The organism is Cupriavidus necator (genome assembly GCF_040578825.1).
Classification (GTDB): Bacteria; Pseudomonadota; Gammaproteobacteria; order Burkholderiales; family Burkholderiaceae; genus Cupriavidus; species Cupriavidus necator_E.
Genome location: NZ_JBEFLI010000007.1, coordinates 42,051 through 63,979, shown reverse-complemented (window position 1 = coordinate 63,979; position 21,929 = coordinate 42,051). Strand labels below are relative to the sequence as shown.

Below are 21,929 nucleotides of genomic sequence, written 5' to 3'. Positions count from 1 at the left end.
TAGTCGGCCACGGCATCGGTGTGCCCGGCCTGCGTCACTAGCACTGGCTTCACGATGCCGCTCCCTCGGCGGCCTGCCGTTGCAACACCGCCGCGCGCTGTACCGCGCGCACGATCTCCACATGCGTGCCGCAGCGGCACAGGTTGAAGCGCAGCGCCTCGCGGATCTGCGCTTCGTCGGGATCTGGATTCTGGGCGAGCAAGGCCTTCGCGGTCATGATCATGCCGTTCAGGCAGTAGCCGCATTGCGCGGCCTGCTCGTCGATAAAGGCTTGCTGGACCGGATCGGGCTGCGTCGGTGTGCCCAGTCCTTCCAGCGTGGTCACCTCATGGCCCAAGACGGCTCTTACCGGCAGCACGCACGAGCGCGCGGCCATGCCGTCCACCAGCACCGTGCAGGCGCCGCATTGCCCCAGCCCGCAACCGTACTTGGGGCCATTGCAGGCCAGGTCGTTGCGCAGGATATAGAGCAGCGGCGTGTCAGGCGCCACGCTGAGCGTGTGCTCGGCGTGGTTGACCTGCAGCACCATGCGAAGAGGGGGGCGGGGCGCATTCATCGTGGGCAGGAGGCGGTTTGCACATCACGCATCGCGGTGCCGCGCCCCTTCGTCGGCGAGGGGCTGCGGCGTCATATTGCCTGCCGGCATACTGTGCCGGCAGGCCCGGGTCAGGCTGGCATCAGGCCGCCGCGGACAGCGGCTTGCGCCCGGCCGACACCAGCGGCACGTCGAATACATCGTAGCCGAAACACCAGTCGGGGTTCTCGTTGCTGCGCAGCCAGGTATTGTTGTGCGAGACCAGCTGGACCTTGCTGGCGCGCTCGGCGCGGTTCGCTTCATACAGCGCGAAGGCCGAGGCGTAGTCGTCGACGCCGGTTTCGGTGAAGCAGCGCGTGAGCATGGCGGCATCCTCGATCGCCATCGCGGCGCCCTGGGCCATATGCGGCTTCATCGGGTGGCAGGCGTCGCCCAGCAGTACCAGGCGGCCGCGGCTCCACAGCGGCAGCGGGTCGCGCTCCAGCAGCGGCCACTTGGTCACTTCGACGGTGCCTTCGATCAGCGACTGCACGCCCTGGTGCCAGCCGTCGAACGCGGCGCGCATCTCTTCGATACTGCTAGGCACCCAGCTCTTGCTCATGTCCCACTCGGGCTCGGGCACGCCGGTGACGTAATAGATCTCGTCGAGCTTGCTGGTGTCGAAGTAGACCATCATGTGGCGGTCGTCCGTCCACCACTTGGTGCAGCGCTCATGGGTGAAGCCCTTGACGCGCGCGATCGGGAAGACCGCGCGGTGCGCCACGTATCCGGTGTACTTGGGCGGCTCGGCGCCCAGCAGCGTCTCGCGGATGCGCGAGTTGACGCCGTCCGCGCCGATCACGATATCGGCCTCTTCGACCGTGCCGTCGGTAAAGCGCAGTTCCACCACGTCGCCCTGGTCGGTGACGCTTTCCAGCTTCTTGTTGAAGAAGAGCGTGCCGGGTGCCACGGCATCGGTCAGCAGCTTGTGGAAGTCGCCGCGGTGCACGGTCAGATAACTGGCGCCGTAATGCTGCAGCGCGTAATCGCCCAGCGGGATCTGCGCGATCACCTCGCCGGTCAGGCCGTCGCGGCTGTACCAGTAGTCGGGATGGCAGCCCATGTCATTGAGCGCGTCCTCGATGCCGATGCGCCGCATGATCTTCATCACGTTGGGCCCGACATGGATGCCCGCGCCCAGGCGCGAGAACGCCGGAGCCTGTTCATACAGCCTGACTTGGAAGCCGGCACGCTGCAGCAGGGCGGCAGCGGCCGTCCCTCCGAGTCCGGCGCCGACAACTGCGATTCGCGGTTTGCCTTGCACGTTCTTTCTCCTGGCAATGACACAAGGGTCGATGGGGGCTGGGGTGGCCATCTGGCCGACCGTTGAAAACGAGTGTACACACTCAAAAAATCGGAGTAAAGAAAGAACATGGCAAACTTATGGAAAACCCTTATGCAAAGATGATTTCGCGCGCACATGGCGCTATAACGGTGAATAGGCGCGCAAAAGCAGGGATTGATGGATTAAGTATGCACTGAATGAGTGAATCGCATCGGGCGCAGATTCTGTTTGCCTAGCTAAAGTGTGTACACTACAATCGATCGCAGCATGCAGGCCCCGGGCCGTAGCAGGCAGGGTAGACAGACAAACAGATACGGAGTCGACAGTGCAGAAAGTTTTCCGAATCGGCCAGATCGTGCCGAGCTCCAACACCACCATGGAAACCGAGATCCCGGCGATGCTGGCCGCGCGCCAGCTGGTGCGTCCGGAACGCTTCACCTTCCATGGAAGCCGGATGCGAATGAAGAAGGTGGTCAAGGAAGAGCTGGCCGCCATGGACGCCGAGTCCGACCGCTGCGCGGTGGAACTGAGCGACGCCCGCGTCGACGTGCTGGGCTACGCCTGCCTGGTCGCGATCATGGCGATGGGCCACGGCTACCACCGCGTGTCCGAGCAGCGCCTGCAGGCGCATACCGCCGAGAACGGCGGCGACGCACCGGTGATCACCAGCGCCGGCGCGCTGGTGGATGCGCTCAAGGTGATGGGCGCGAAGCGCATCGCCGTGGTGGCGCCCTATATGAAGCCGCTGACCGAGCTGGTGGTGGACTACATCCGCAATGAAGGCTACGAGGTGGTCGACTACCGCGCGCTGGAGATTCCCGACAATCTCGAGGTGGGCCGCCACGATCCGGCGCGGTTGCCGGAAATCGTCGCGCAGATGAACACCGCCGACGCCGATGTGATTGTGCTGTCGGCATGCGTACAGATGCCGTCGCTGCCGGCGGTGGCCAAAGTGGAGGCGATGACCGGCAAGCCGGTGGTCACCGCTGCGATTGCCACCACGTACGCGATGCTGAAGCGGCTGGGCCTGGAGCCGGTGGTGCCGGGCGCGGGCGCGCTGCTGTCTGGCGCTTACTGAAGGAGCCGGCGATGACGACCAGCACCTTTCTCTACGGCGCCAACGTCCATGCCAACGGCATCCGCCAGCACTACCTGCGCTATGGCGGGCAGGTCGGTGCGCGTGCGCAGCGCGATGCCATCGTCATCGTGCCGGGCATCACCAGCCCGGCGGTGACCTGGGGTTTTGTCGGCGAACAGTTCGGCCAGCAGTTCGATACCTATGTGCTCGACGTGCGCGGCCGGGGCCTGTCGCAAGCGGGCCCCGAGCTGGACTACAGCCTCGATGCGCAGGCCGCCGATGTGATCGCGCTGGCTGAAGCGCTGGGTCTGCGGCGCTACGCCATCGTCGGCCACTCGATGGGCGCGCGCATCGGCATCCGCGCCGCGCGCAGCAAGCCCGCGGGCCTGACGCGGCTGGTGCTGGTCGATCCGCCGGTGTCGGGTCCGGGCCGCCGCGCGTATCCGTCGCAATTGCCGTGGTACATCGATTCGATCCGGCTGGCGCAGCAGGGCATCGATGTGGAAGGCATGCGGCGCTTCTGCCCGACCTGGACCGAGGATCAGCTTCGCCTGCGCGCGCAGTGGCTGCATACCTGCGACGAGCGCGCGATCCTGGCCAGCTTCAACGGCTTCCATGAGGACGATATCCACGCCGACCTGCCGCAAGTGCCGGTACCGGCCCTGCTGATGACCGCGGGCCGCGGCGACGTGATCCGGGAGGAGGACGTGCAGGAGATGCGCAAGCTGCTGCCCCCATTGCTGGTCGCGCATGTCGCCAATGCCGGCCACATGATCCCGTGGGACGACGAGGCCGGCTTCTACCGTGCCTTCGGCGACTTCCTCGGCGCGGCGCTGAACTGAACAAGGAGCGAACATGCCCGTAAGCGATTACGACCTGACCGCGGCGTGGAAGCAGGTGCTGACGCTGTCGAAGCTGGAACCGGGGCAGACCGTCACCGTGCTGACCGGCGCCGCCACGCATCCGCAGACGCTGCGCACCGCGCTGGTGGCGGCGGCGTCGATGGGCGCCATCGTCAACCGGCTCGACCTGCCGCCGGTCAACGGCGACAAGGCGCTCAGCCGCGACGCGCTGGCCTATCTCGGCACCACGCCGCTCACCGGCAACCCCGCTGCCATCGCTGCGCTGAAGGCAAGTGACCTGGTGCTGGACCTGATGACGCTGTTGTTCTCGCCCGAGCAGCACGAGATCCTGTCGCACGGCACCAGGATCCTGCTGGCGGTGGAGCCCCCCGAAGTGCTGGCGCGGCTGGTGCCGACCGAAGCCGACCGCACCCGCGTCAAGGCCGCCACCGCGCGGCTCGCCAGGGCGCGCGAGATGCATATCGTGTCTGACGCCGGCATGGACCTGCGCTGCAGCCTCGGCGAATTCCCCGCGATCAGCGAATACGGCTTTGTCGACGAACCGGGCCGCTGGGACCACTGGCCGAGCGGCTTCGTGCTGACCTGGCCCGACGAGGGGGGCACCAACGGCACCATCGTGCTCGACCGCGGCGACATCCTGCTGCCGATGAAGTCGTATATCCAGGCACCGATCTGCATCACGGTGGAGGCCGGCTATGTGCGCCACATCGAAGGCGGGCTCGATGCCGAACTGCTGGCCGACTACATGGCCTCGTTCAACGATCCCGAAGCCTATGCGATGTCGCATATCGGCTGGGGGCTGCAGCCGCGCGCGAGCTGGTCGGCGCTGGCGATGTACGACCGCGAGGCCACCATCGGCATGGACGCGCGCGCCTACGAAGGCAACTTCCTGTGCTCGTTCGGTCCCAACAATGAAGCGGGCGGCAGCCGCACCACCGCCTGCCATATCGATATTCCCGTGCGCCATTGCACCGTCAGCCTCGACGGCGAACCGGTGGTGGTGCGCGGCAAGGTGATGGACGGCCACCACGCGCCGGCCAACTCGCTTTACAAGGACGTTCGCCATGGATGACGCCGTGCAGACTTACCAGCGCCAGGGCTTTGGCGCGTCGATGGAACTGCGTGCGCCGTATGGCCTGCTGATCATCGACTTCGTCAATGGCTTTGCCGATCCCGCGGTGTTCGGCGGCGGCAATATCCCCGACGCCATCCGCAATACGCAGCCGCTGCTGCGCGCGGCGCGCGAACAGGGCTGGCCGGTGGCGCACAGCCGCATCGTGTTCGCCGACGACGACAGCGATCACAATATCTTCACGCTGAAGGTGCCGGGCATGCTGACGCTGAAGGAGCACGGCCACAACAGCGCGATCGTGCCGGAGCTGGCGCCCGCGCCGGGCGAGCTGGTGGTGCGCAAGACCGTGCCGTCGGCGTTCTTCGGCACGTCGCTGGCGGCATGGCTGACGCAGCGCGGCGTGCAGACGCTGCTGGTGGCGGGTTGCGTCACCAGCGGCTGCGTGCGCGCCAGCGTGGTCGATGCGATGTCGCTGGGCTTCCGTCCGCTGGTGGTGTCGGATTGCGTGGGCGACCGCGCGCTCGGGCCGCATGACGCCAACCTGTTCGACATGGCGCAGAAGTACGCCACGGTGCTCACGCGCGATGACGCGCTGGCGCAGATCGCCGGCGTCAGGGCCGCGGCCTGAGGCGTGGCGTTGTCAGCCCTGGGCCATACGCCTGGCGCGCGCCGCCTTGCGCGGGGCCGCCGCGGGCGGCTGCACCGCATCGGACACGGCGCCGGGCACGGACACCGTGCGCAGCACCGTCTGCTGGATCACATCGCGCCAGTGCGCCAGCGCGGGCGGGCTCATCATCGGCTCGCCCAGGAAAGCGCTGAGCGTATGATGGTTGGAATTGTAGAAGTAGCCGAGCGAAGCGATCACCATATAGACGTCGCGCGCGCCCACGTCTGGCCGGAACAGCCCCGCGGCCTTGCCGCGCGCGAGGATGCCGTCGAGCACCGACAGCGCGTAGCTGGAGATCTCCCTCAGGCGCACCGACTTCTTCGCGTGCTTGCCCTGGCTCATGTTCTCGCTGGTCAGGATCGCGACGAATTCCGGATGGTCGAGGTAGTACTGCCAGATAAAGTCGATCAGCTGCGACAGCGCGCGCACCGGGTCGGCGGCGTCGAGTTCGTGTTCGAGCTTCTGCTCGGCTTCGTTGAGCTGCAGGTAGATGGTCTCGAGTACTTCGACGAACAGCTTTTCCTTGCTGCCGAAGTAGTAATAGATCATCCGGTCGTAGGTCTTGGCCAGCGACGAGATGCGTTCGATGCGTCCGCCGTCGTAGCCGCGCTGGGCGAAGACCTTGATGGCAGCCTTCAGGATGCGGTCGCGGCTGTCCTGTGCCTGCCTGGCCCGCGTGCCGGCTGCGGCCCGCTTGGTTGCAGGTCTGGGCGCGGTCTTGATGGTCATGGTGGATGGTTCGGCTGTGTCCCTGTTGGCTCGCAGTATAACGGCGCCCCGGGCGCCGGCTGGTGAAGGAGTTTGTGGAACGATGACGGCGACCAACCTGCAACCCGCGGCACACGCCGATCCCGCCACGCCCCGCGCGTTGCGCCTTGCGCTGCTGCAGGCCACCGGCGTGCTGCTGGTGACACGCGCCCCGCAGGCGGCGGCGCGTCCCGCGCCCGGCCAGCCCGGCGCGGCGTCTGATTATGTGCCGGCGCTGCCTGACCTTTTTATCGCCGTGCGCGACAGCGGCGAGGTACTGGCCTTCAACGGGCATGTCGACCTGGGTACCGGCATTCGCACGGCGCTGGCCCAGATCGTGGCGGAAGAGCTCGACGTGCCGCTGGAACGCGTGCGCATGGTGCTGGGCCATACCGAGGCGACGCCGAACCAGGGCCCCACTATCGCCAGCGCATCGATCCAGATCTCGGCACTGCCGCTACGCCGCGCCGCGGCGCAGGCGCGCGCGTGGCTGCTGGCGCGTGCGGCGCGGCAGCTCGGCGTGGAAGCGAGCGGGCTGAGGGCGGAGGACGGCGTCTTCAGCATCCCCGGTACGGAAACCAGCATCGGCTACGGCGCACTGGTGGCCGGCGAGCATGTGGAGCTGCCGCTGGCCGACGACGTGCCGACCAAGCCGGTCGAGTCTTACCGCATTGTTGGCCGCCCGGCGGGCCGCGTCGATATCCCCGACAAGGCGCGCGGCGTGCTGACCTTCGTCCACGACGTGCGCGTGCCCGGCATGCTGCATGGCCGCGTGGTGCGCCCGCCGTATGCGGGCCGCGACAGCGGCGACTTTGTCGGCAACAGCCTGCTGGAGGTGGACCGCGACTCGGTGCGCGATGTGCCGGGTCTGGTCGACGTGGTGGTGCACGGCGACTTCGTCGGCGTGGTGGCCGAGCGCGAGGAGCACGCGGTGCAGGCCGCGCGCCGGCTGCGGGTGCGCTGGAAGCCGGTGCCGCCGCTGCCTGCGCTCGATGACCCGGAGCCCGCGCTGCGCGCCAATCCCGCCACACGGCGCGAACTGCTTGCCGAAGGCGAGGTCCCCGCGCGCGGCGAAAGTACCGTGCTGCAGCGCCGCTACGTCTGGCCTTACCAGATGCATGGCTCGATCGGCCCGTCATGCGCGGTGGCCGACTGGCATGACGATGGCCTCACCGTCTGGTCGGGCACGCAAAACCCCCATGTGCTGCGCATCGACCTGGCCAGGGTGAGCGGGCTGGGTGAAGACCGCATCGAGATCGTCCGCATGGAAGCCGCCGGCTGCTACGGACGCAACTGCGCCGACGATGTCTGCGCCGATGCCGCGTTGCTGTCGCGTGCAGTGGGGCGCCCGGTGCGCGTGCAGTTGTCGCGCGAGCAGGAGCACCTGTGGGAGCCCAAGGGCGCGGCGCAGCTGATGGACGTCAGCGCCACGCTGGGGCCGGACGGTGCCTTGCTCGGCTATGACTTCACCAGCCGCTATCCATCCAACGATGCGCCGACGCTGGCGCTGGTGCTGACCGGTACGGTGCCCAACGCACCGCGCGTGCTGGAGATGGGAGACCGCACCGCCGTGCCGCCATATGCGTATGCCGCGCGGCGCATCGGCTGCGACGACACGCCGGCGATCGTAAGGGCTTCATGGCTGCGTGGTGTGTCGGCGTTGCCCAATGCGTTTGCGCATGAATGCATGATCGACGAACTGGCGGCGCAGGCGGGTGTGGATCCGGTGGATTTCCGCTTGCGGCATTTGCCGGATACACGGGCCGGGGAACTGCTGCGGGCCGTGGCCGATACGGCGGGTTGGCAGCGTGGTGTGCAGGGTTCGCGAGGAACGCCGGATGCCGACGGCATGCTGCGCGGACGCGGCGTGGCCTATGCCCGCTATATCCACAGCCGTTTCCCCGGATTCGGCGCTGCCTGGGCAGCGTGGGTGGTCGATCTTGCGGTGGATGCCGCCACCGGCCGCATCGCGCTCGCCAAGGTTGTCGTCGGCCAGGACACGGGCATGATGGTCAACCCCGACGGCGTGCGCCACCAGATCCACGGCAACGTGGTGCAGACGCTGAGCCGCGTGCTGAAGGAACAGGTGCGCTTTGACGCCGACGGTGTTGCCAGCCGTGAATGGGGCAGTTATCCGCTGCTGACCTTTCCGGAGATTCCGCCGATCGAGGTGGTGCTGATGCCGCGGCAGTCAGAGCCGCCGCTGGGGGCAGGGGAGTCGGCCTCGCTGCCGGGGGCGCCGGCGATTGCCAATGCGTTGTTCGATGCGATCGGAGTGCGGCTGCGCCGCCCGCCGTTCGTGCCGGAAACGGTGTTGGCGGCGATCAACGGCTGACGGTGTGTGAACCACCAAGCCGGTCCCCTCTCCCGCAAGCGGGAGAGGGGAGCAAACCAGCGCCCAGGCTCGCGATTTCACGGAGCAGCGCTTTCCACGCCTGGATCGGTATACTCGGGGCACGCTCATCCACCGCAACACGATCGACGTGCCCTTGCCTTCCGACCCGTCCGACAACACCGCCAACGACTACGACTTCACCGAGCAGGTCGGCCACCTGCTGCGGCGTGCTTACCAGCGCCATGTCGCGATCTTCCAGCAGACCATTCCCGATTCGCAGCTCACTGCGGCGCAGTTTGTGGTGCTGTGCGCGGTCAGGGACCGCCAGCCGTGTTCGATGAATGAGGTGGTGCGGGCGACGGCGATCGACCAGGCGACGGTGCGCGGCATTATCGAACGTCTGAAGGCACGCCAGCTGATCGCGGTGTCGCATGATCCCAATGACCGGCGCAAGGTGGTGGTAACGGTGACCGCTGCGGGGCTGGCGTTGATCGATGAGACCGTGCCGTTTGCCAGGCAGATTTCCGAGCAGACGTTTGGCAGTCTTAATCCGGCTGAGCGGGTGGCGGTGACTTACTTGCTGCGGAAGATGAGTGAAGTTGATGAAGGGAATGGTGGGTAGCGCCTGCGACCGCGGCCGGGTTGCTCTCCCGCCCGCGAGAGAGAGGCAGGCGCGTGCCTTGCGATATGGCGCTCTCCTCTCGATCTGTTGGACTGGCGCCGGCGGTGACGCAACCGGCGCGCGGCCATTGTAGGGGGATAGCGCGCGAAGTGGTGCCCGATGCGCTTGCGCCTTTTCGAATACAATCGTCCGGTCGTTTCGCGGGGCCGCCGTGGCGGTCCGCCTACCCTGCACGGCTTTCCCCGTATTCTCAGTGCCAGCCTCCCAGAAGTCCCTTGCCGCCCCAGCCGCCCTGCCATCGCCGCAGCGTTCGGGGCTGGCCATCGCCGCCATCGGCGCAGTGTTGTTTTCCGCCAAGGCGATCGTCGCCAAGCTGATGTACCGCTACAACGTCGATGCGGTGATGGTGCTTACGCTGCGCATGCTGTTCGCGGTGCCGCTGTTCATGGCGATCGGCTGGTGGCAGTCGCGCAAGCTGGCGCCGCTGTCGTGGGCGGACCGTGGCCGCGTGGTGTTCCTCGGCTTTATCGGCTACTACCTGTCGAGCTTCCTCGATTTCATCGGCCTGCAATACATCACCGCCGGGCTGGAGCGGCTGATCCTGTTCCTGACCCCCTCATTCGTGCTGCTGATCACCGCGCTGGTATTCCGCCGCCCGATCGCCGCGCGCCAGTGGGTGTCGCTGCTGCTGGCCTATGCGGGCATCGTGCTGGTGTTCGCGCATGACCTGGACGTCAGCGGCGGCCAGGTGTGGCTGGGCGGCGCGCTGGTGCTGGCCAGTGCCATGACTTATGGTATCTACCTGATCCTGAGCGGCGAACTGGTGCGGCGCATCGGCTCGCTGCGGCTGGTGGCGTACGCGATGTGCGTATCGACCGCCTGCTGCGTGATCCAGTACGCCGTGCTGGGCCGGCCGGTGGCGGAACTGGCGCAGCCGGCGCCGGTGATGTGGCTGTCACTGATCAATGCGGTGTTCTGCACGGTGCTGCCGGTCTCGCTGACCATGGTGGCGGTGGCCCGTATCGGCGCGCCGATGGCGTCGCAGGCCGGCATGATCGGGCCGGTGTCCACGCTGTTGCTCGGCTTCTGGCTGCTGGGCGAGCCGGTCAGCGGCGTGCAGCTTGCCGGCAGCGCACTGGTGCTGGGCGGCATGTACCTGCTGTCGGCAAGGAAATCATGATGCGGGGCCGGCGCCGGGCCGGCCCGCCAAAGACAACGAAACAAGGAGAAAGACATGGATCTCGGACTGCGCGGCAAGCATGCGCTGGTATGCGGCGCCAGCAAGGGCCTGGGCTTTGCCTGTGCCGATGCACTGGCGGCTGAAGGCGTCGATGTGGTGATCGTGGCGCGCGGCGCCGAGGCACTGGAAAAGGCCGCCGCTGACCTGCGCGCGCGCCACGGCCGCCGCGTGATCGCGGTGGCGACCGACATCACCACGCCGGAGGGCCGCAAGGCGGCGCTCGACGCGGTGGCCAAGCTGGGCAACCTCGACATCCTGGTCAACAACGCCGGCGGCCCGCCGCCGGGCAATTTCCGCGACTGGGACCGCAATGACTGGCTGGCCGCGCTGGACGCCAACATGCTGACCCCGATCGAGCTGATCAAGGCCACCGTCGACGGCATGATCGCGCGCAAGTGGGGCCGCATCATCAACATCACCAGCGGCGCGGTCAAGGCGCCGATCGATGTGCTGGGCCTGTCCAACGGCGCGCGCTCGGGCCTGACCGGCTTTGTCGCGGGCGTGGCGCGCGAGGTGGCGCAGCATGGCGTGACCATCAACAACCTGCTGCCGGGCCCGTTCGAAACCGACCGCCTGCACAAGACCATGGAAGCCGGCGCGAAGAAGGCCGGCCTTCCCGTCGAAGAGGTGGCCCAGCGCCGCGCCGCGCAGAACCCGTCGCGCCGCTTCGGCGACCCGGCCGAGTTCGGCGCCACCTGCGCCTTCCTGTGCAGCCGCCACGCCGGCTATATCACCGGGCAGAACGTGCTGCTCGACGGCGGCGCCTACCCGGGCACCTTCTGACGTTCCTGCATTCCCCAGGCATTCCGCAGTTCACCGACCCCGCAACAAGGAAACACTGATGACTCGCCCACGCATCGCGCTGATCGCCCACGACCACAAGAAGGACGATATCGTCGCCTTCGCCACGCGCCACCGCGCGTTTCTCTCGCAGTGCGAGTTGCTGGCCACCGGAACCACCGGCGGGCGCCTGATCGACGAGGTCGGGCTGGACGTGACGCGCATGTTGTCGGGGCCGTGGGGCGGCGACCTGCAGATCGGCGCGCAGCTTGCCGAAGGGCTGGTGCGTGCCGTGGTGTTCCTGCGCGACCCGATGACGCCGCAGCCGCATGAACCCGATATCAACGCGCTGGTGCGCGCGTGCGACGTGCACAACGTGCCGTGCGCGACCAACGTGGCCACCGCCGAGCTGCTGCTCGCGGGCCTGACCCGTGAGGTGGCGGACGAGGGCAAGACAGCCTGATTTTTCCCGATCGATGCAACACCATAACGAGGAGCGACGCAGATGAGCAAAGCCATCCGGATCGAGCAGACCGGCGGTCCCGAAGTGATGCAGTGGGTCGATGTCGAAGTGGGCGAGCCCGGCCCGGGTCAGGTACGGGTGCGCCATGAGGCGGTGGGCCTGAACTATATCGACGTCTATTTCCGCACCGGGTTGTACAAGCAGCCGCTGCCGGCGGGCCTGGGCATGGAAGGCGCCGGCGTGGTCGAGGCGGTGGGCGAGGGCGTGACGCACGTGAGCGTGGGCGACCGCGTCGCCTACGCCGGGCGTCCCACCGGCGCGTATGCGCAGGTGCGGGTGATGCCGGCCGATATCGTGGTACGGCTACCGGACGCGATCCCGTTCGAGACCGCCGCGGCGATGATGCTGCAGGGCCTGACCGCGCAGTACCTGATCCGAGACAGCTACAAGGTGCAACCGGGCGACACCGTGCTGCTGCACGCTGCCGCGGGTGGTGTCGGCCTGATCGCCAGCCAGTGGCTCAAGGCGCTGGGCGTGACCGTGATCGGCACCGTGGGCAGCGATGAGAAAGCGGAGTTGGCGCGCGCCAACGGCTGTGCGCACACCATCGTCTATACGCGCGAATCGTTTGTCGACCGCGTCAAGGAAATTACCAACGGCAAGGGCGTGCCGGCGGTCTATGACTCGATCGGCAAGGACACCTTCCTGGGCTCGCTCGACTGCCTGGCGCCGCGCGGCACCATGGTCAGCTTTGGCAACGCGTCGGGACCGGTGCCGCCGTTCGACCTGTCGGTGCTCGGCACCAAGGGCTCGCTGCGGCTGACGCGCCCCACGCTGATGACCTATGTGGTGCATCGCGAACTGCTGGAGCCGATGGTGGCCGACCTGTTCGACGCTGTGACCACCGGCAAGATCAAGATCGATATCCGCCAGCGCTACGCGTTGTCAGAGGTGGCGCAGGCGCACCGCGACCTGGAGTCGCGCAAGACCACCGGCTCGACCATCCTGCTGCCAAACTGAGCGTCTGCGACGCAGGCATGCAAAAGCCCCGGGGCGGCAAGCGCTGCCCCGGGGCTTTTTTCTTGAGACGATACCGTCAGTGCGGCCGGACCGTGGTGGCGGCGGCGCGCGACTGCGCCTGGCGCAGGATATGCGGCGGCAGGCGCTTCAGGATGAAATGCACGGCCAGCGGGATCAGCACCACGTCATCGACGATGCCCAGCCCGGCCACGATGTCCGGAATGACGTCGATCGGCGAGATCGCGTAAAACAGCAGCCCGATTGCCGCGGGCTTCAGCCATGCCGGCGCATCCGGGTGGCGCAACGCGTACCAGAACAGGCGGCCATCACGACGAACCAGCGTCCACAGGGCCGAAAATCGCTTCAACATGAGAGGCCTCCTTCACATGGCGGCGCCTGACACTGGCGCATACGCAGATATCTTGGGCCGTTGTCGAGGGGTTCAAGTTCCGGGGGAGCCGGGAGATTGGAGATGGAGATGGTGTGACCAATGCTGCTGGTTTGCGCCCCTCTCCCGGGTGCGGGTCGGAGCCAGCGTGCTGGACAAAACCGTTGGCCCTGCTTGATGTGGTTCCTAGCTAGACCACCCCTCACCCCGGTCCCTCTCCCCATGAGGGAATGAGGGGAGAGGGAGAACACCTTGCTTAGGCTAGTTCGGGCGGCTTTGGCGCACCCAAAACCGATCTCCTCTCCCGCGCAGCGAGGGGCTAGCTCGGGCCGCTCGGGTGCACCAATCAGCCGGGAATCTTGCCCTCCACACCTTCGACATAAAACTTCACCCCATGCAGGAATTTGTCGTCGGCGACCTGGTCCTTCGCCAGCTGTTCCTTGCCGGTGTTGTCCTTGATCGGCCCCTTCCAGATTGGCGCGCTGCCGTCGGCGATACCCTTCTTGCGCTCTTCAACCAGCTTCTTCACGTCCTCAGGCACGGCCGCGTTGAACGCCTTCAGGTCGATCATGCCTTCCTTCAGGCCCCACCAGGTGGTGCCGTTCTTCCACTGCTTGTTCAGCACATCTTCCACCACCTTGTTGTAGTAGACGCCCCACGTGATCACCGAGGCGGCCAGGTGGGCCTTCTCGCCGAACTTGGTCATGTCGCTGTCCCAGCCGAAGGCATACACGCCCTTTTCCTGCGCGGTCTGCACTACGGCGGCCGAGTCGGTGTTCTGCATCAGCATGTCAACGCCCTGGCCGATCAGCGTGGTGGCGGCTTCGCGCTCCTTGCCCGGATCGAACCACTTGTTGACCCACACCACCTTGACCGTGGCGTTCGGGTTGACGCTGCGCGCGCCCAGCGTGAACGAATCGATATTGCGGATCACTTCGGGGATCGGCACCGAGGCCACCACGCCCATCTTGCCGGTCTTGCTCATCTTGCCGGCGACCACGCCCGCCAGGTACGCGCCTTCATAGGTGCGCACGTCGTACTGGGCCAGGTTCTCGGCGGTCTTGAAACCGGTGGCGTGTTCGAACTTCACGTCCGGGAATTCCTTCGCGACCTTGAGCATCGACTCCATGTAGCCGAAGGTGGTGCCGAAGATCAGCTTGTTGCCCTGGCTGGCCAGGTCGCGGAACACGCGCTCGGCGTCGGCGGCGGATTCCGGCACGTTCTCGACGAAGGTGGTCTTGACCTTGTCGCCGAACTTCGCTTCCACGGCCTTGCGGCCGTTGTCATGCGCAAAGGTCCAGCCGGCATCGCCAACCGGGCCGATGTAGACGAAGGCGACCTTGAGCGGCTCGGCAGCCTGTCCGGCAGCGGGCGGGGAGGCCGGCGCTGCCGTCTCGGCAGGCTTGTCGGCCTCTTTCTTGCCGCAACCGGCCAGCGCCAGCACTGCGGTGGCGGCCAGTGCCGCCAGGGTCTTCCTTCGCGTGACGATCATGATTTCTCCTTGTGGTGAATTGTTGGTACGGCTCGAGGGATTTCCGTCAGAAAGTCTAAGCATTGCCGGGGCGGAACGGCTTGCCGAGCGAGGCCGGCATGTTCAACCGGATCCACGCCGGGTTGCGCGAGATCAGCGCCAGCACCACGATGGTCGCCGCGTACGGCAGCATCGACAGGAACTGCGACGGCACCTCCACGCCGATGCCCTGCAGGTAGAACTGCAGGATGGTCACGCCGCCGAACAGCCAGGCGCCCACCAGCACGCGGCCCGGACGCCAGGTGGCGAAGGTGGTCAGCGCCAGCGCGATCCAGCCGCGGCCTGCCACCAGGTTCTCGACCCACATCGGCGTGTAGACCAGTGACAGGTACGCGCCCGCCAGCCCGCAGCAGGCGCCGCCGAACAGCAGCGCGCCGAAGCGGATGGTGCGCACCGGGTAGCCGAGCGCGTGCGCCGATTCCGGCGACTCGCCGACCGCGCGCAGCGTCAGGCCCGCGCGGGTGCGGAACAGGAACCCCATGATGGCGAAGCACAGCAGCAGGCTGAAATAGACCATCCAGTGGTGCTGGAAGAACGCCGGCCCGACAAAGGGCAGGTCGGCCAGCCCGGGCACGGCCTTGGCCTGCGCCGGCATGGCGTAGCCGACGAAGCGCTGGCCCATGAAGGCCGACAGCCCGGTGCCGAAGATCGACAGCGCCAGCCCGGTGGCGACCTGGTTGGTGGCCAGCACCAGCGCCAGCCACGAGAACAGCGTGGCCATCAGCATGCCGGCAAGCGCGCCGGCGGCAAAGCCGAGCATCGGCGACTGGGTCTGGTAGCCGACCATAAAGCCGGCCACCGCGGCGACCAGCATCATGCCTTCGGCGCCCAGGTTGAGCACGCCCGAGCGTTCGTTGATCAGCAAGCCCAGCGCGGCCAGCAGCAGCGGCGTGCCGGCATTGATGGCGGTGGCGATGAGGGGAGCGAGTTGTTCCATGTTGTTGTCGTGGCTCCGCTCAGGCCGCGGCCGTGGCGCGCCAGCGCAGGCGGTTTTCGATCAGCGTGTCGCAGGCCAGCAGGAAGAACAGCAGCATGCCCTGGAACACCCAGCCTATGGCCGACGGCAGGCCCAGGCGCGACTGTGCCATCTCGCCGCCGATATAGAACAGCGACATCATGATGCCGCCGAAGACGGTGCCGACCGGATGCAGCCGGCCGATAAAGGCGACGATGATCGCAGTGAAGCCGTAGCCCGGAGAGATCGACGGCAGCAGTTGCCCGATCGGACCCGCCACTTCGAATGCGCCCGCCAGGCCAGCTGTCGCGCCGGAGATCAGCAGCGCACTCCACAGCGCGCTGCGCGCCGAGAAACCCGCGTAGCGCGCCGCTGCCGGCGCGGTGCCGCCCACCTGCAGCCGGTAGCCCGCGAAGCTGCGGAACACGAACACCGTCATCACCGCCACCAGCACCAGCATTACCGCAAAGCCCGCGTGCAGGCGCGAGCCCGACATCAGGTTGGGCAGCAGGTACTCGGACGAAAACACCTTCGATTGCGGGAAGTTCATGCCGGCCGGATCCTTCAGCGGCCCGTTGACCACCCACAGCAGCAGCTGCTGCGCGATATAGGTCAGCATCAGCGACACCAGGATCTCGTTGGCGTTGAACCTGTCCTTCAGCAGCGCGGTGATCGAGGCCCACAGCATGCCGCCCACGATGCCGGCCAGCGACGCCAGCACCAGCACCACGGTGCCGTTGATGGCCTGGCCCGGCACATCGAAATACAGCACGGTGGCACCGGCGCAGATGCCGCCGGCGATCAGTTGCCCGTCGGCGCCGATGTTCCACACATTGGCGCGGTAGCAAACCGATAGCCCGAGCGCGCACAGCACCAGCGGCACGGTCTTCAGCAGCACCTCGCCGATGGCGCGCTTGTCGCGCAGCGGGTCGGCCAGGAAGACCTTGAGCGCGGCCACGGGGTCCTTGCCGAGCACCACGAACAGCAGCGCGCCGAACAGCAGCGTCAGCGCCAGCGCGATCACCGGCGACGCGTAGGCCATGCCGCGCGACGGCAGCCCGCGCGGCGCCAGCGTGAGGGGAGAGCGGGGCAGCAGGTTGCGCATATCAGCCATGGCTTGCCACCTCCGCGGTACGTGCGCGGGCGGGGCCGCCATCCCACAGTCCGCTCATCCACAGGCCGACCTGTTCGCGCGTGGCGCTTTCGGTCGGCACCGACGGCGACAGCCGGCCCTTGGCGATCACGTGCAGCCGGTCGCAGATCGCGAACAGCTCGTCGAGTTCTTCCGAGACCACCAGGATGGCGCAGCCGGTGGCCTTCAGCGCCAGGATCTCGTTGTGGATCTGTGCCGCGGCGCCCACGTCCACGCCCCACGTCGGCTGCGCCACGATCAGTACCTTCGGGCCGCTTTCGATTTCGCGGCCGACAATGAATTTCTGCAGGTTGCCGCCCGACAGGCTGCGCGCCAGCGCATCGGGGCCGCTGGCCTTGACGCGGAAACGGTCGATCACCGCCGCGGCCAGCCCGGTGGCGGCCTTCGGCGAGATCATGCCTTGCCGCACGTAAGGCGGCGTCTGGTGCGACAGCAGCACATTGGTCGACAGGCTCATGCCCGGCACCGCGCCGCGGCCCAGCCGCTCTTCCGGCACGAAGGCCAGGCCGGCGCGGCGGCGCCGGCGCGCGTCGAGCCGGCCCACGGGCTTGCCGCCGAGTTGCACGGACACGTTGTCGGCGCGCGTATCCTCGCCCGACAGCGCCGCCAGCAGTTCCTGCTGGCCGTTGCCGGAGACGCCGGCGATGCCGACGATCTCGCCCGCATGGACATCGAGCGAGATCCCGTCCAGCTCGGTGGCGAATGCATGCGCGCGCGGCAGAGACAAGTCCTGCACGCTCAGCCGCACCGGCCCGCGCTCGGTGGTCACGCGCGCCTCGCGCGGCGGCTCGCCGCCGATCATCAGCCGCGACAGCGACGCCGCGGTTTCCTGCCGCGGATCGCACACGCCGGTGACCTTGCCCATGCGCATCACGGTGGCGTGATGGCACAGCGCGCGGATCTCGTCGAGCTTGTGGCTGATGTAGAGGATGCTGGTGCCTTCGTCGGCAAGCTGGCGCAGCGTGACGAAGAGCGTTTCCACGGCCTGCGGCGTCAGCACCGAGGTGGGCTCGTCCAGGATCAGCAACTGCGGGTTGGCCAGCAGCGCGCGCACGATCTCCACGCGCTGGCGCTCGCCGACCGACAGCGTATGCACATGGCGGTTCGGCTCCAGCGGCAGGCCGTAGCGTTCCGCGGTGGCGCGGATGCGCTCGGCCAGTTCCCGCATGCTGCCTTGCTGCGCGGCGGGCAGGCCGAGCGCGATGTTCTCGGTGACCGTCAGCGTGTCGAACAGCGAGAAATGCTGGAACACCATGGCGATGCCCAGGTTGCGGGCATCGTGCGGGCTGTTGATGGTGACCGGCTCCCCGTTTAAGTGCATCTCGCCGGCGTCGGGCCGGACCGCGCCGAAGATGATCTTCATCAGGGTCGATTTGCCGGCGCCGTTTTCACCGAGTACGGCGTGGATCTCGCCGGGGGCGACGCTGAGGCTGACGTCGTCATTGGCGACGACGCCCGGGTAGCGCTTGCTGATATGGGCGAGGGCCAGCCTGGGAGGGAGTTGTGGTGTCACTGAGGCGGCTCGGGTTGTTGTATTGGCAGCAACGGGATGAATGCGCACAAGGAACGAAGGCGATTCGGAAGCGCGGCAGTGCGTGGCGCAGCATCGCCGCGACGCATTGCAGCATTCATCATGGTTTGGTGATGCCCGATATTGGTGGTGAATTATATAAGTGAGCGGGGTCCGGACCAGGCCAATGCGGCGAGTTTCCAGGCCCGGCAACGGTTGCAGGCAGGTTGCAAGTCGCATGCCGGCAACAGTATGAAAAAAAAAAGCCGCCGCCTCCTGGTGGAGGCGGCGGCTTGGCGCTACTGAGAGATTTGGAACGGTGATTGCTGTCTTCCCTGTGTCAGCCCCCGCTGGCAGCCGCGATCGTCGCAAAGCGCCCGTCCCGGAAATCCGACAGCGTCTGGTAGATCTGCTCCTGCGTGTTCATCACGAACGGGCCGTACTGCGCGATCGGCTCGTTCAGCGGCTTGCCGGCGATCAGCAGGAAGCGCGCGTCGGCTTCGGCCTTGACGATGACGCCGTCGGCGACGCCGGCGTTGTCGAGCACGCCCATGCGCTGCGCTTCGAGCGCGGCCTTTTCATCGCCTTCACCGATCGACACCTCGCCCCGGTACACATAGACGAAGGCGTTATGCCCGGCCGGCAGCGCCTGCGCAAAGCTCTGCCCGGCCGGCAGGTGCACATCCAGGTAGACCGGCTCGGTCACCGGCCGCGTGATCGCACCGGCCACGCCATGCGTGGCGCCCGCCAGCACGCGCACCGTGGCGCCATTGTCCAGTGCCACCGTCGGAATTTCCGCCGACGGCAGGTCGCGATACCAGGGCGCGGTCATCTTGTCCGCGGCCGGCAGGTTCAGCCAGAGCTGGAAGCCCTCCATGCGCCCGCCTTCCTGCTCCGGCATTTCCGAATGCACCACGCCGGAGCCCGCCACCATCCACTGCGCGCCGCCGTTCTGCAGCAGCCCTTCGTTGCCGGCGCTGTCGCGGTGGCGCATGCGGCCGGCCAGCATATAGGTGATGGTCTCGAAGCCGCGATGCGGGTGATCGGGGAAGCCGCCGACGTAGTCGTCCTTGCTGTCGGTGCCGAAGGCATCGAGCATCAGGAACGGGTCCAGCCGGCGCTGCAGGTTCTGCGTCAGCACGCGGGTCAGCTTGACGCCGGCGCCGTCCGAGGTGGCAATGCCGCGCACGACGCGGTCCACGGTGCGCGAGCGTTGCACGGTTTCCGCGGCAGTGGCGGGAATCGTGGCGAGGGTGGTACGGGTGTCCATGTTCTTTCTCCTGTGGGCGGGTTGCACCGGGCGGTTGCGCCGTGCTTCCCGTCATTTCGGCTACCTCGTCAATTTAGTGGTTTGGCCAGGAAAGAGTAGAGGGTCGGACGGCAACAGATTGTTCTATTGGTGCATCGACTCGGTCTGATTTGCTGGTCGAAATCAGAACACTAGACCGGACGCGGCGAGGCAGAAATTCAGGCGTCTTGCAGGGCGCATTCTGGTCAGAAATTGCGGATAAATCGGCGTGGGAATTCAGGAAGATGACAAGATCGATGAAGATCGCTATAATAGAGCTCTCTTTGTGATCCGTTGATGCAAGAAGCAGGGTGGGAAAATCCCCGTCAGCCCTTGTCAGTCAACGGCCGATGGATCGGCGGCGCGTCGAAAACCTTCAATACCTGCGCTGCCACTGGCCAACCCGATGCCACGCCCTTGCGTCTCTGGTTGCGCCGCTTCAGGGACAGCCGCGCCCCGCGCCGGCATCCCGTCAATCAGGTTCCCCGCCCACGGCGGAAGACCCTACAGACCGTCCGCCGGCAATCCTGCCGGTCATGGCGGCAATGCAATCTGAACCGGGCCGGTGGCGCCTCTATCTCCGCAACCACCTGCCCATATTGTTTTCCGCTGTCCGGAAGTGGCGTCCTGCACGCTTTTCCGGCCTGGAAAAGGGGAGAGTATGTCAAAGCAATCGGCACGGGCTTTCGCCTGGGCAGGACTGACCGTTGCCGCGCTGGCCGCACTGGTGGCATGGATCGGCGTCGATGTGATCCGCCAATACCAGGAGCGCCTTGTCTACGACGTGGCCGACCACCTGCGGCTGGTGGCGATGTCGATGGCGCTGGCGCTGGTCACCGGCATCCCGGCCGGCATCGCGCTGAGCCGGCCATGCATGCGCCGCTGGGCCGACCGGCTGATGCAGGTTTTCAACGTCGGCAATACCGTGCCGTCGCTGGCGGTGCTGGCGCTCGCGCTGGCCGTGCTCGGCATCGGCGAGCGGCCCGCGATCCTGGCGCTGTGGCTGGCTTCGCTGCTGCCGATCGTGCGCAACACCTATGAAGGGCTGCGCACCGTGTCGCCGACGCTGCTGGAAGCGGCGCGCGGCATCGGCATGACGCCGGTGCAGCGGCTGGTGCGAGTGGAACTGCCCAACGCACTGCCGGTGATGCTGGCCGGCATCCGCATCAGCCTGGTGATCAACGTGGGCACGGTGCCGCTGTCGTTCCTGATCGGCGCCAACAGCCTGGGCGAGCTGATCTTCCCGGGCATCTACCTGAACAACCAGTCGCTGCTGCTGCTGGGCGCGGCCGCCACGGCGCTGCTGGCGCTGGCACTGGACGCGCTGTTTGCCGCCGCCGGCCAGATGTACCTGCGCCGCCGCGGGCTGGCGCGCTGACCTTGAGGTCGATATGAAAAATCACATGCAATTCGTCCGCCGCCGGGCCCGACGCGTCGCCATGGTAGTGGCGGCCGTCACCGCGTTTGCGGCGGGCCTGGCGCTGGCCACTGCGCCTGATGCACACGCTGCGGATGCCACCGCTGCGCCGATCCGCGTGGGCGGCAAGAACTTCACCGAGCAGCTGCTGCTGTCGTCGATGACTTCGAAGTACCTGCGCGCCAAGGGCTTCACCACCGAACTGACCGCCGGCCTGGGCAGCACGCTGATGCGGCAGGCGATGGAGAGCAACCAGCTCGACGTGGTCTGGGACTACACCGGCACCGCGCTGATCGTGTTCAACAAGGTCCAGGAAAAGCTGGGCGCCAAGGAAAGCTATGAGCGCGTGAAGCAGATGGACGGCGCGCGCGGGCTGGTTTGGCTCGATGCCTCGAACATCAACAACACCTATGCGCTGGCGATGCCGAAGGAACGCGCGGCGGCCAGCGGCGCGACCACGCTGTCGGCCCTTGCCGAGCAGATGCGCAAGGCCGGCCCTGACGCCGGCCACCCGTTTGCGGTCGACATGGAATTCGCCGCGCGCCCGGACGGGCTCGAGCCGCTGAAGGCGCTGTACAAGCTGCCGTTCTCGCGCCGCGACGTGATCCAGCTCGATCCGGGCCTGGTCTACACCGCGCTGAAGAACAACCAGGTGGAACTCGGCCTGGTCTATGCGACCGATGGCCGCGTCAAGGGCTTCGACCTGGTGCTGCTGGAAGACGACCTCCATTTCTTCCCGCCGTACAACGCGGTGCCGGTGGTGCGCAAGCCGGTGCTCGACAAGCATCCGCAACTCGCGGGCCTGCTCAATGCGCTGGCGGCCAGGCTCGACAACGAGAGCATGACCGACATGAACTACAAGGTGGACATCGGCCAGCAGCCGGTGGACAAGGTCGCGGAGGATTTCCTGCGCCGCCACGGATTGATCTGAGGAGGGCCGC

General features: G+C 67.0%; 21 protein-coding genes. 12 read left to right on the top strand and 9 right to left on the bottom strand.

Going from position 1 to position 21,929, the window contains the following annotated elements; translation table 11 throughout:
- Positions 1 to 49: 49 nt before the first annotated feature.
- Both AB1I47_RS06020 and AB1I47_RS06015 read right to left on the bottom strand, forming a co-directional pair.
- Positions 50 to 556, bottom strand: coding sequence for a (2Fe-2S)-binding protein (locus tag AB1I47_RS06020; protein WP_354682857.1), 507 nt, complete (start codon positions 554 to 556; stop codon positions 50 to 52).
- Between the two features lie 121 nt (positions 557 to 677).
- A complete protein-coding gene (locus AB1I47_RS06015; protein WP_354682856.1) occupies positions 678 to 1,838 on the bottom strand; it encodes an FAD-dependent monooxygenase in 1,161 nt (386 codons plus the stop codon).
- A gap of 346 nt (positions 1,839 to 2,184) precedes the next feature.
- Here AB1I47_RS06015 and AB1I47_RS06010 point away from each other — a divergent pair, with 346 nt between their 5' ends.
- Genes AB1I47_RS06010 through AB1I47_RS05995 form a run of 4 tightly spaced genes read left to right on the top strand, consistent with a single transcriptional unit; the run spans position 2,185 to position 5,500 of the window.
- Positions 2,185 to 2,937 carry a maleate cis-trans isomerase family protein gene (locus tag AB1I47_RS06010; RefSeq protein WP_354682855.1) on the top strand — a complete coding sequence of 251 codons (753 nt, stop codon included), beginning with the start codon at positions 2,185 to 2,187 and terminating at the stop codon, positions 2,935 to 2,937.
- 11 nt (positions 2,938 to 2,948) lie between these two features.
- Positions 2,949 to 3,779, top strand: a complete 831-nt coding sequence (locus AB1I47_RS06005) for an alpha/beta fold hydrolase (protein WP_354682854.1) — start codon at positions 2,949 to 2,951, stop codon at positions 3,777 to 3,779.
- Positions 3,780 to 3,792: 13 nt separating this feature from the next.
- Positions 3,793 to 4,872, top strand: coding sequence for a 2,5-dihydroxypyridine 5,6-dioxygenase NicX family protein (locus AB1I47_RS06000; protein WP_354682853.1), 1,080 nt, complete (start codon positions 3,793 to 3,795; stop codon positions 4,870 to 4,872).
- Complete coding sequence (locus tag AB1I47_RS05995; RefSeq protein ID WP_354682852.1) at positions 4,865 to 5,500, top strand: N-carbamoylsarcosine amidohydrolase; 636 nt, start codon at positions 4,865 to 4,867, stop codon at positions 5,498 to 5,500. Before AB1I47_RS06000 ends, AB1I47_RS05995 begins: the two co-directional genes overlap by 8 nt.
- Positions 5,501 to 5,512: 12 nt before the next feature.
- Here AB1I47_RS05995 and AB1I47_RS05990 read toward each other — a convergent pair whose 3' ends face one another.
- Entirely contained in the window at positions 5,513 to 6,268 is a 756-nt protein-coding gene (locus tag AB1I47_RS05990; protein ID WP_354682851.1) for a TetR/AcrR family transcriptional regulator, read from the bottom strand.
- Positions 6,269 to 6,350: 82 nt separating this feature from the next.
- Between AB1I47_RS05990 and AB1I47_RS05985 the strand changes: the two genes are divergently transcribed.
- The 6 genes from AB1I47_RS05985 (at position 6,351) to AB1I47_RS05960 (ending at position 12,746) form a co-directional block, all read left to right on the top strand.
- Positions 6,351 to 8,621 carry a xanthine dehydrogenase family protein molybdopterin-binding subunit gene (locus tag AB1I47_RS05985; RefSeq protein WP_354682850.1) on the top strand — a complete coding sequence of 757 codons (2,271 nt, stop codon included), beginning with the start codon at positions 6,351 to 6,353 and terminating at the stop codon, positions 8,619 to 8,621.
- A gap of 148 nt (positions 8,622 to 8,769) precedes the next feature.
- Complete coding sequence (locus AB1I47_RS05980) at positions 8,770 to 9,243, top strand: MarR family winged helix-turn-helix transcriptional regulator (protein WP_354682849.1); 474 nt, start codon at positions 8,770 to 8,772, stop codon at positions 9,241 to 9,243.
- Positions 9,244 to 9,535: 292 nt separating this feature from the next.
- Positions 9,536 to 10,423: a DMT family transporter gene (locus AB1I47_RS05975; RefSeq protein ID WP_354682925.1), complete on the top strand. Its 888-nt coding sequence runs from the start codon at positions 9,536 to 9,538 to the stop codon at positions 10,421 to 10,423.
- Positions 10,424 to 10,477: 54 nt separating this feature from the next.
- The gene (locus tag AB1I47_RS05970) at positions 10,478 to 11,266 is read left to right on the top strand and encodes an SDR family oxidoreductase (protein WP_354682848.1); all 789 of its coding nucleotides are present in this window, start codon (positions 10,478 to 10,480) and stop codon (positions 11,264 to 11,266) included.
- 58 nt (positions 11,267 to 11,324) lie between these two features.
- Complete coding sequence (locus tag AB1I47_RS05965; RefSeq protein ID WP_354682847.1) at positions 11,325 to 11,726, top strand: methylglyoxal synthase; 402 nt, start codon at positions 11,325 to 11,327, stop codon at positions 11,724 to 11,726.
- A gap of 42 nt (positions 11,727 to 11,768) precedes the next feature.
- Positions 11,769 to 12,746 (top strand): quinone oxidoreductase family protein, encoded by a 978-nt coding sequence (locus AB1I47_RS05960; RefSeq protein WP_354682846.1) that lies wholly within the window; start codon positions 11,769 to 11,771, stop codon positions 12,744 to 12,746.
- A gap of 76 nt (positions 12,747 to 12,822) precedes the next feature.
- Here AB1I47_RS05960 and AB1I47_RS05955 read toward each other — a convergent pair whose 3' ends face one another.
- From AB1I47_RS05955 to AB1I47_RS05930, 6 genes are all read right to left on the bottom strand, one after another.
- The gene (locus tag AB1I47_RS05955; protein ID WP_354682845.1) at positions 12,823 to 13,116 is read right to left on the bottom strand and encodes a YkvA family protein; all 294 of its coding nucleotides are present in this window, start codon (positions 13,114 to 13,116) and stop codon (positions 12,823 to 12,825) included.
- Between the two features lie 364 nt (positions 13,117 to 13,480).
- On the bottom strand, positions 13,481 to 14,626 hold the full coding sequence (locus AB1I47_RS05950; protein ID WP_354682844.1) for a BMP family ABC transporter substrate-binding protein: 1,146 nt from the start codon (positions 14,624 to 14,626) through the stop codon (positions 13,481 to 13,483).
- A 55-nt stretch (positions 14,627 to 14,681) separates the two neighbouring features.
- Positions 14,682 to 15,602, bottom strand: a complete 921-nt coding sequence (locus AB1I47_RS05945) for an ABC transporter permease (RefSeq protein ID WP_354682843.1) — start codon at positions 15,600 to 15,602, stop codon at positions 14,682 to 14,684.
- Between the two features lie 19 nt (positions 15,603 to 15,621).
- Positions 15,622 to 16,734: an ABC transporter permease gene (locus tag AB1I47_RS05940; RefSeq protein WP_354682842.1), complete on the bottom strand. Its 1,113-nt coding sequence runs from the start codon at positions 16,732 to 16,734 to the stop codon at positions 15,622 to 15,624.
- Entirely contained in the window at positions 16,727 to 18,286 is a 1,560-nt protein-coding gene (locus tag AB1I47_RS05935; protein ID WP_354682841.1) for an ABC transporter ATP-binding protein, read from the bottom strand. The genes AB1I47_RS05940 and AB1I47_RS05935 overlap by 8 nt, the downstream gene beginning before the upstream one ends.
- Positions 18,287 to 18,623: 337 nt before the next feature.
- Positions 18,624 to 19,553, bottom strand: coding sequence for a pirin family protein (locus AB1I47_RS05930; RefSeq protein WP_354682840.1), 930 nt, complete (start codon positions 19,551 to 19,553; stop codon positions 18,624 to 18,626).
- A gap of 679 nt (positions 19,554 to 20,232) precedes the next feature.
- On the opposite strand from AB1I47_RS05930, the gene AB1I47_RS05925 reads away from it, so the two are divergent.
- Both AB1I47_RS05925 and AB1I47_RS05920 read left to right on the top strand, forming a co-directional pair.
- Entirely contained in the window at positions 20,233 to 20,949 is a 717-nt protein-coding gene (locus tag AB1I47_RS05925) for an ABC transporter permease (RefSeq protein WP_354682839.1), read from the top strand.
- A gap of 25 nt (positions 20,950 to 20,974) precedes the next feature.
- On the top strand, positions 20,975 to 21,919 hold the full coding sequence (locus AB1I47_RS05920; protein ID WP_354682838.1) for a glycine betaine ABC transporter substrate-binding protein: 945 nt from the start codon (positions 20,975 to 20,977) through the stop codon (positions 21,917 to 21,919).
- The last annotated feature ends 10 nt before the right edge of the window (positions 21,920 to 21,929 follow it).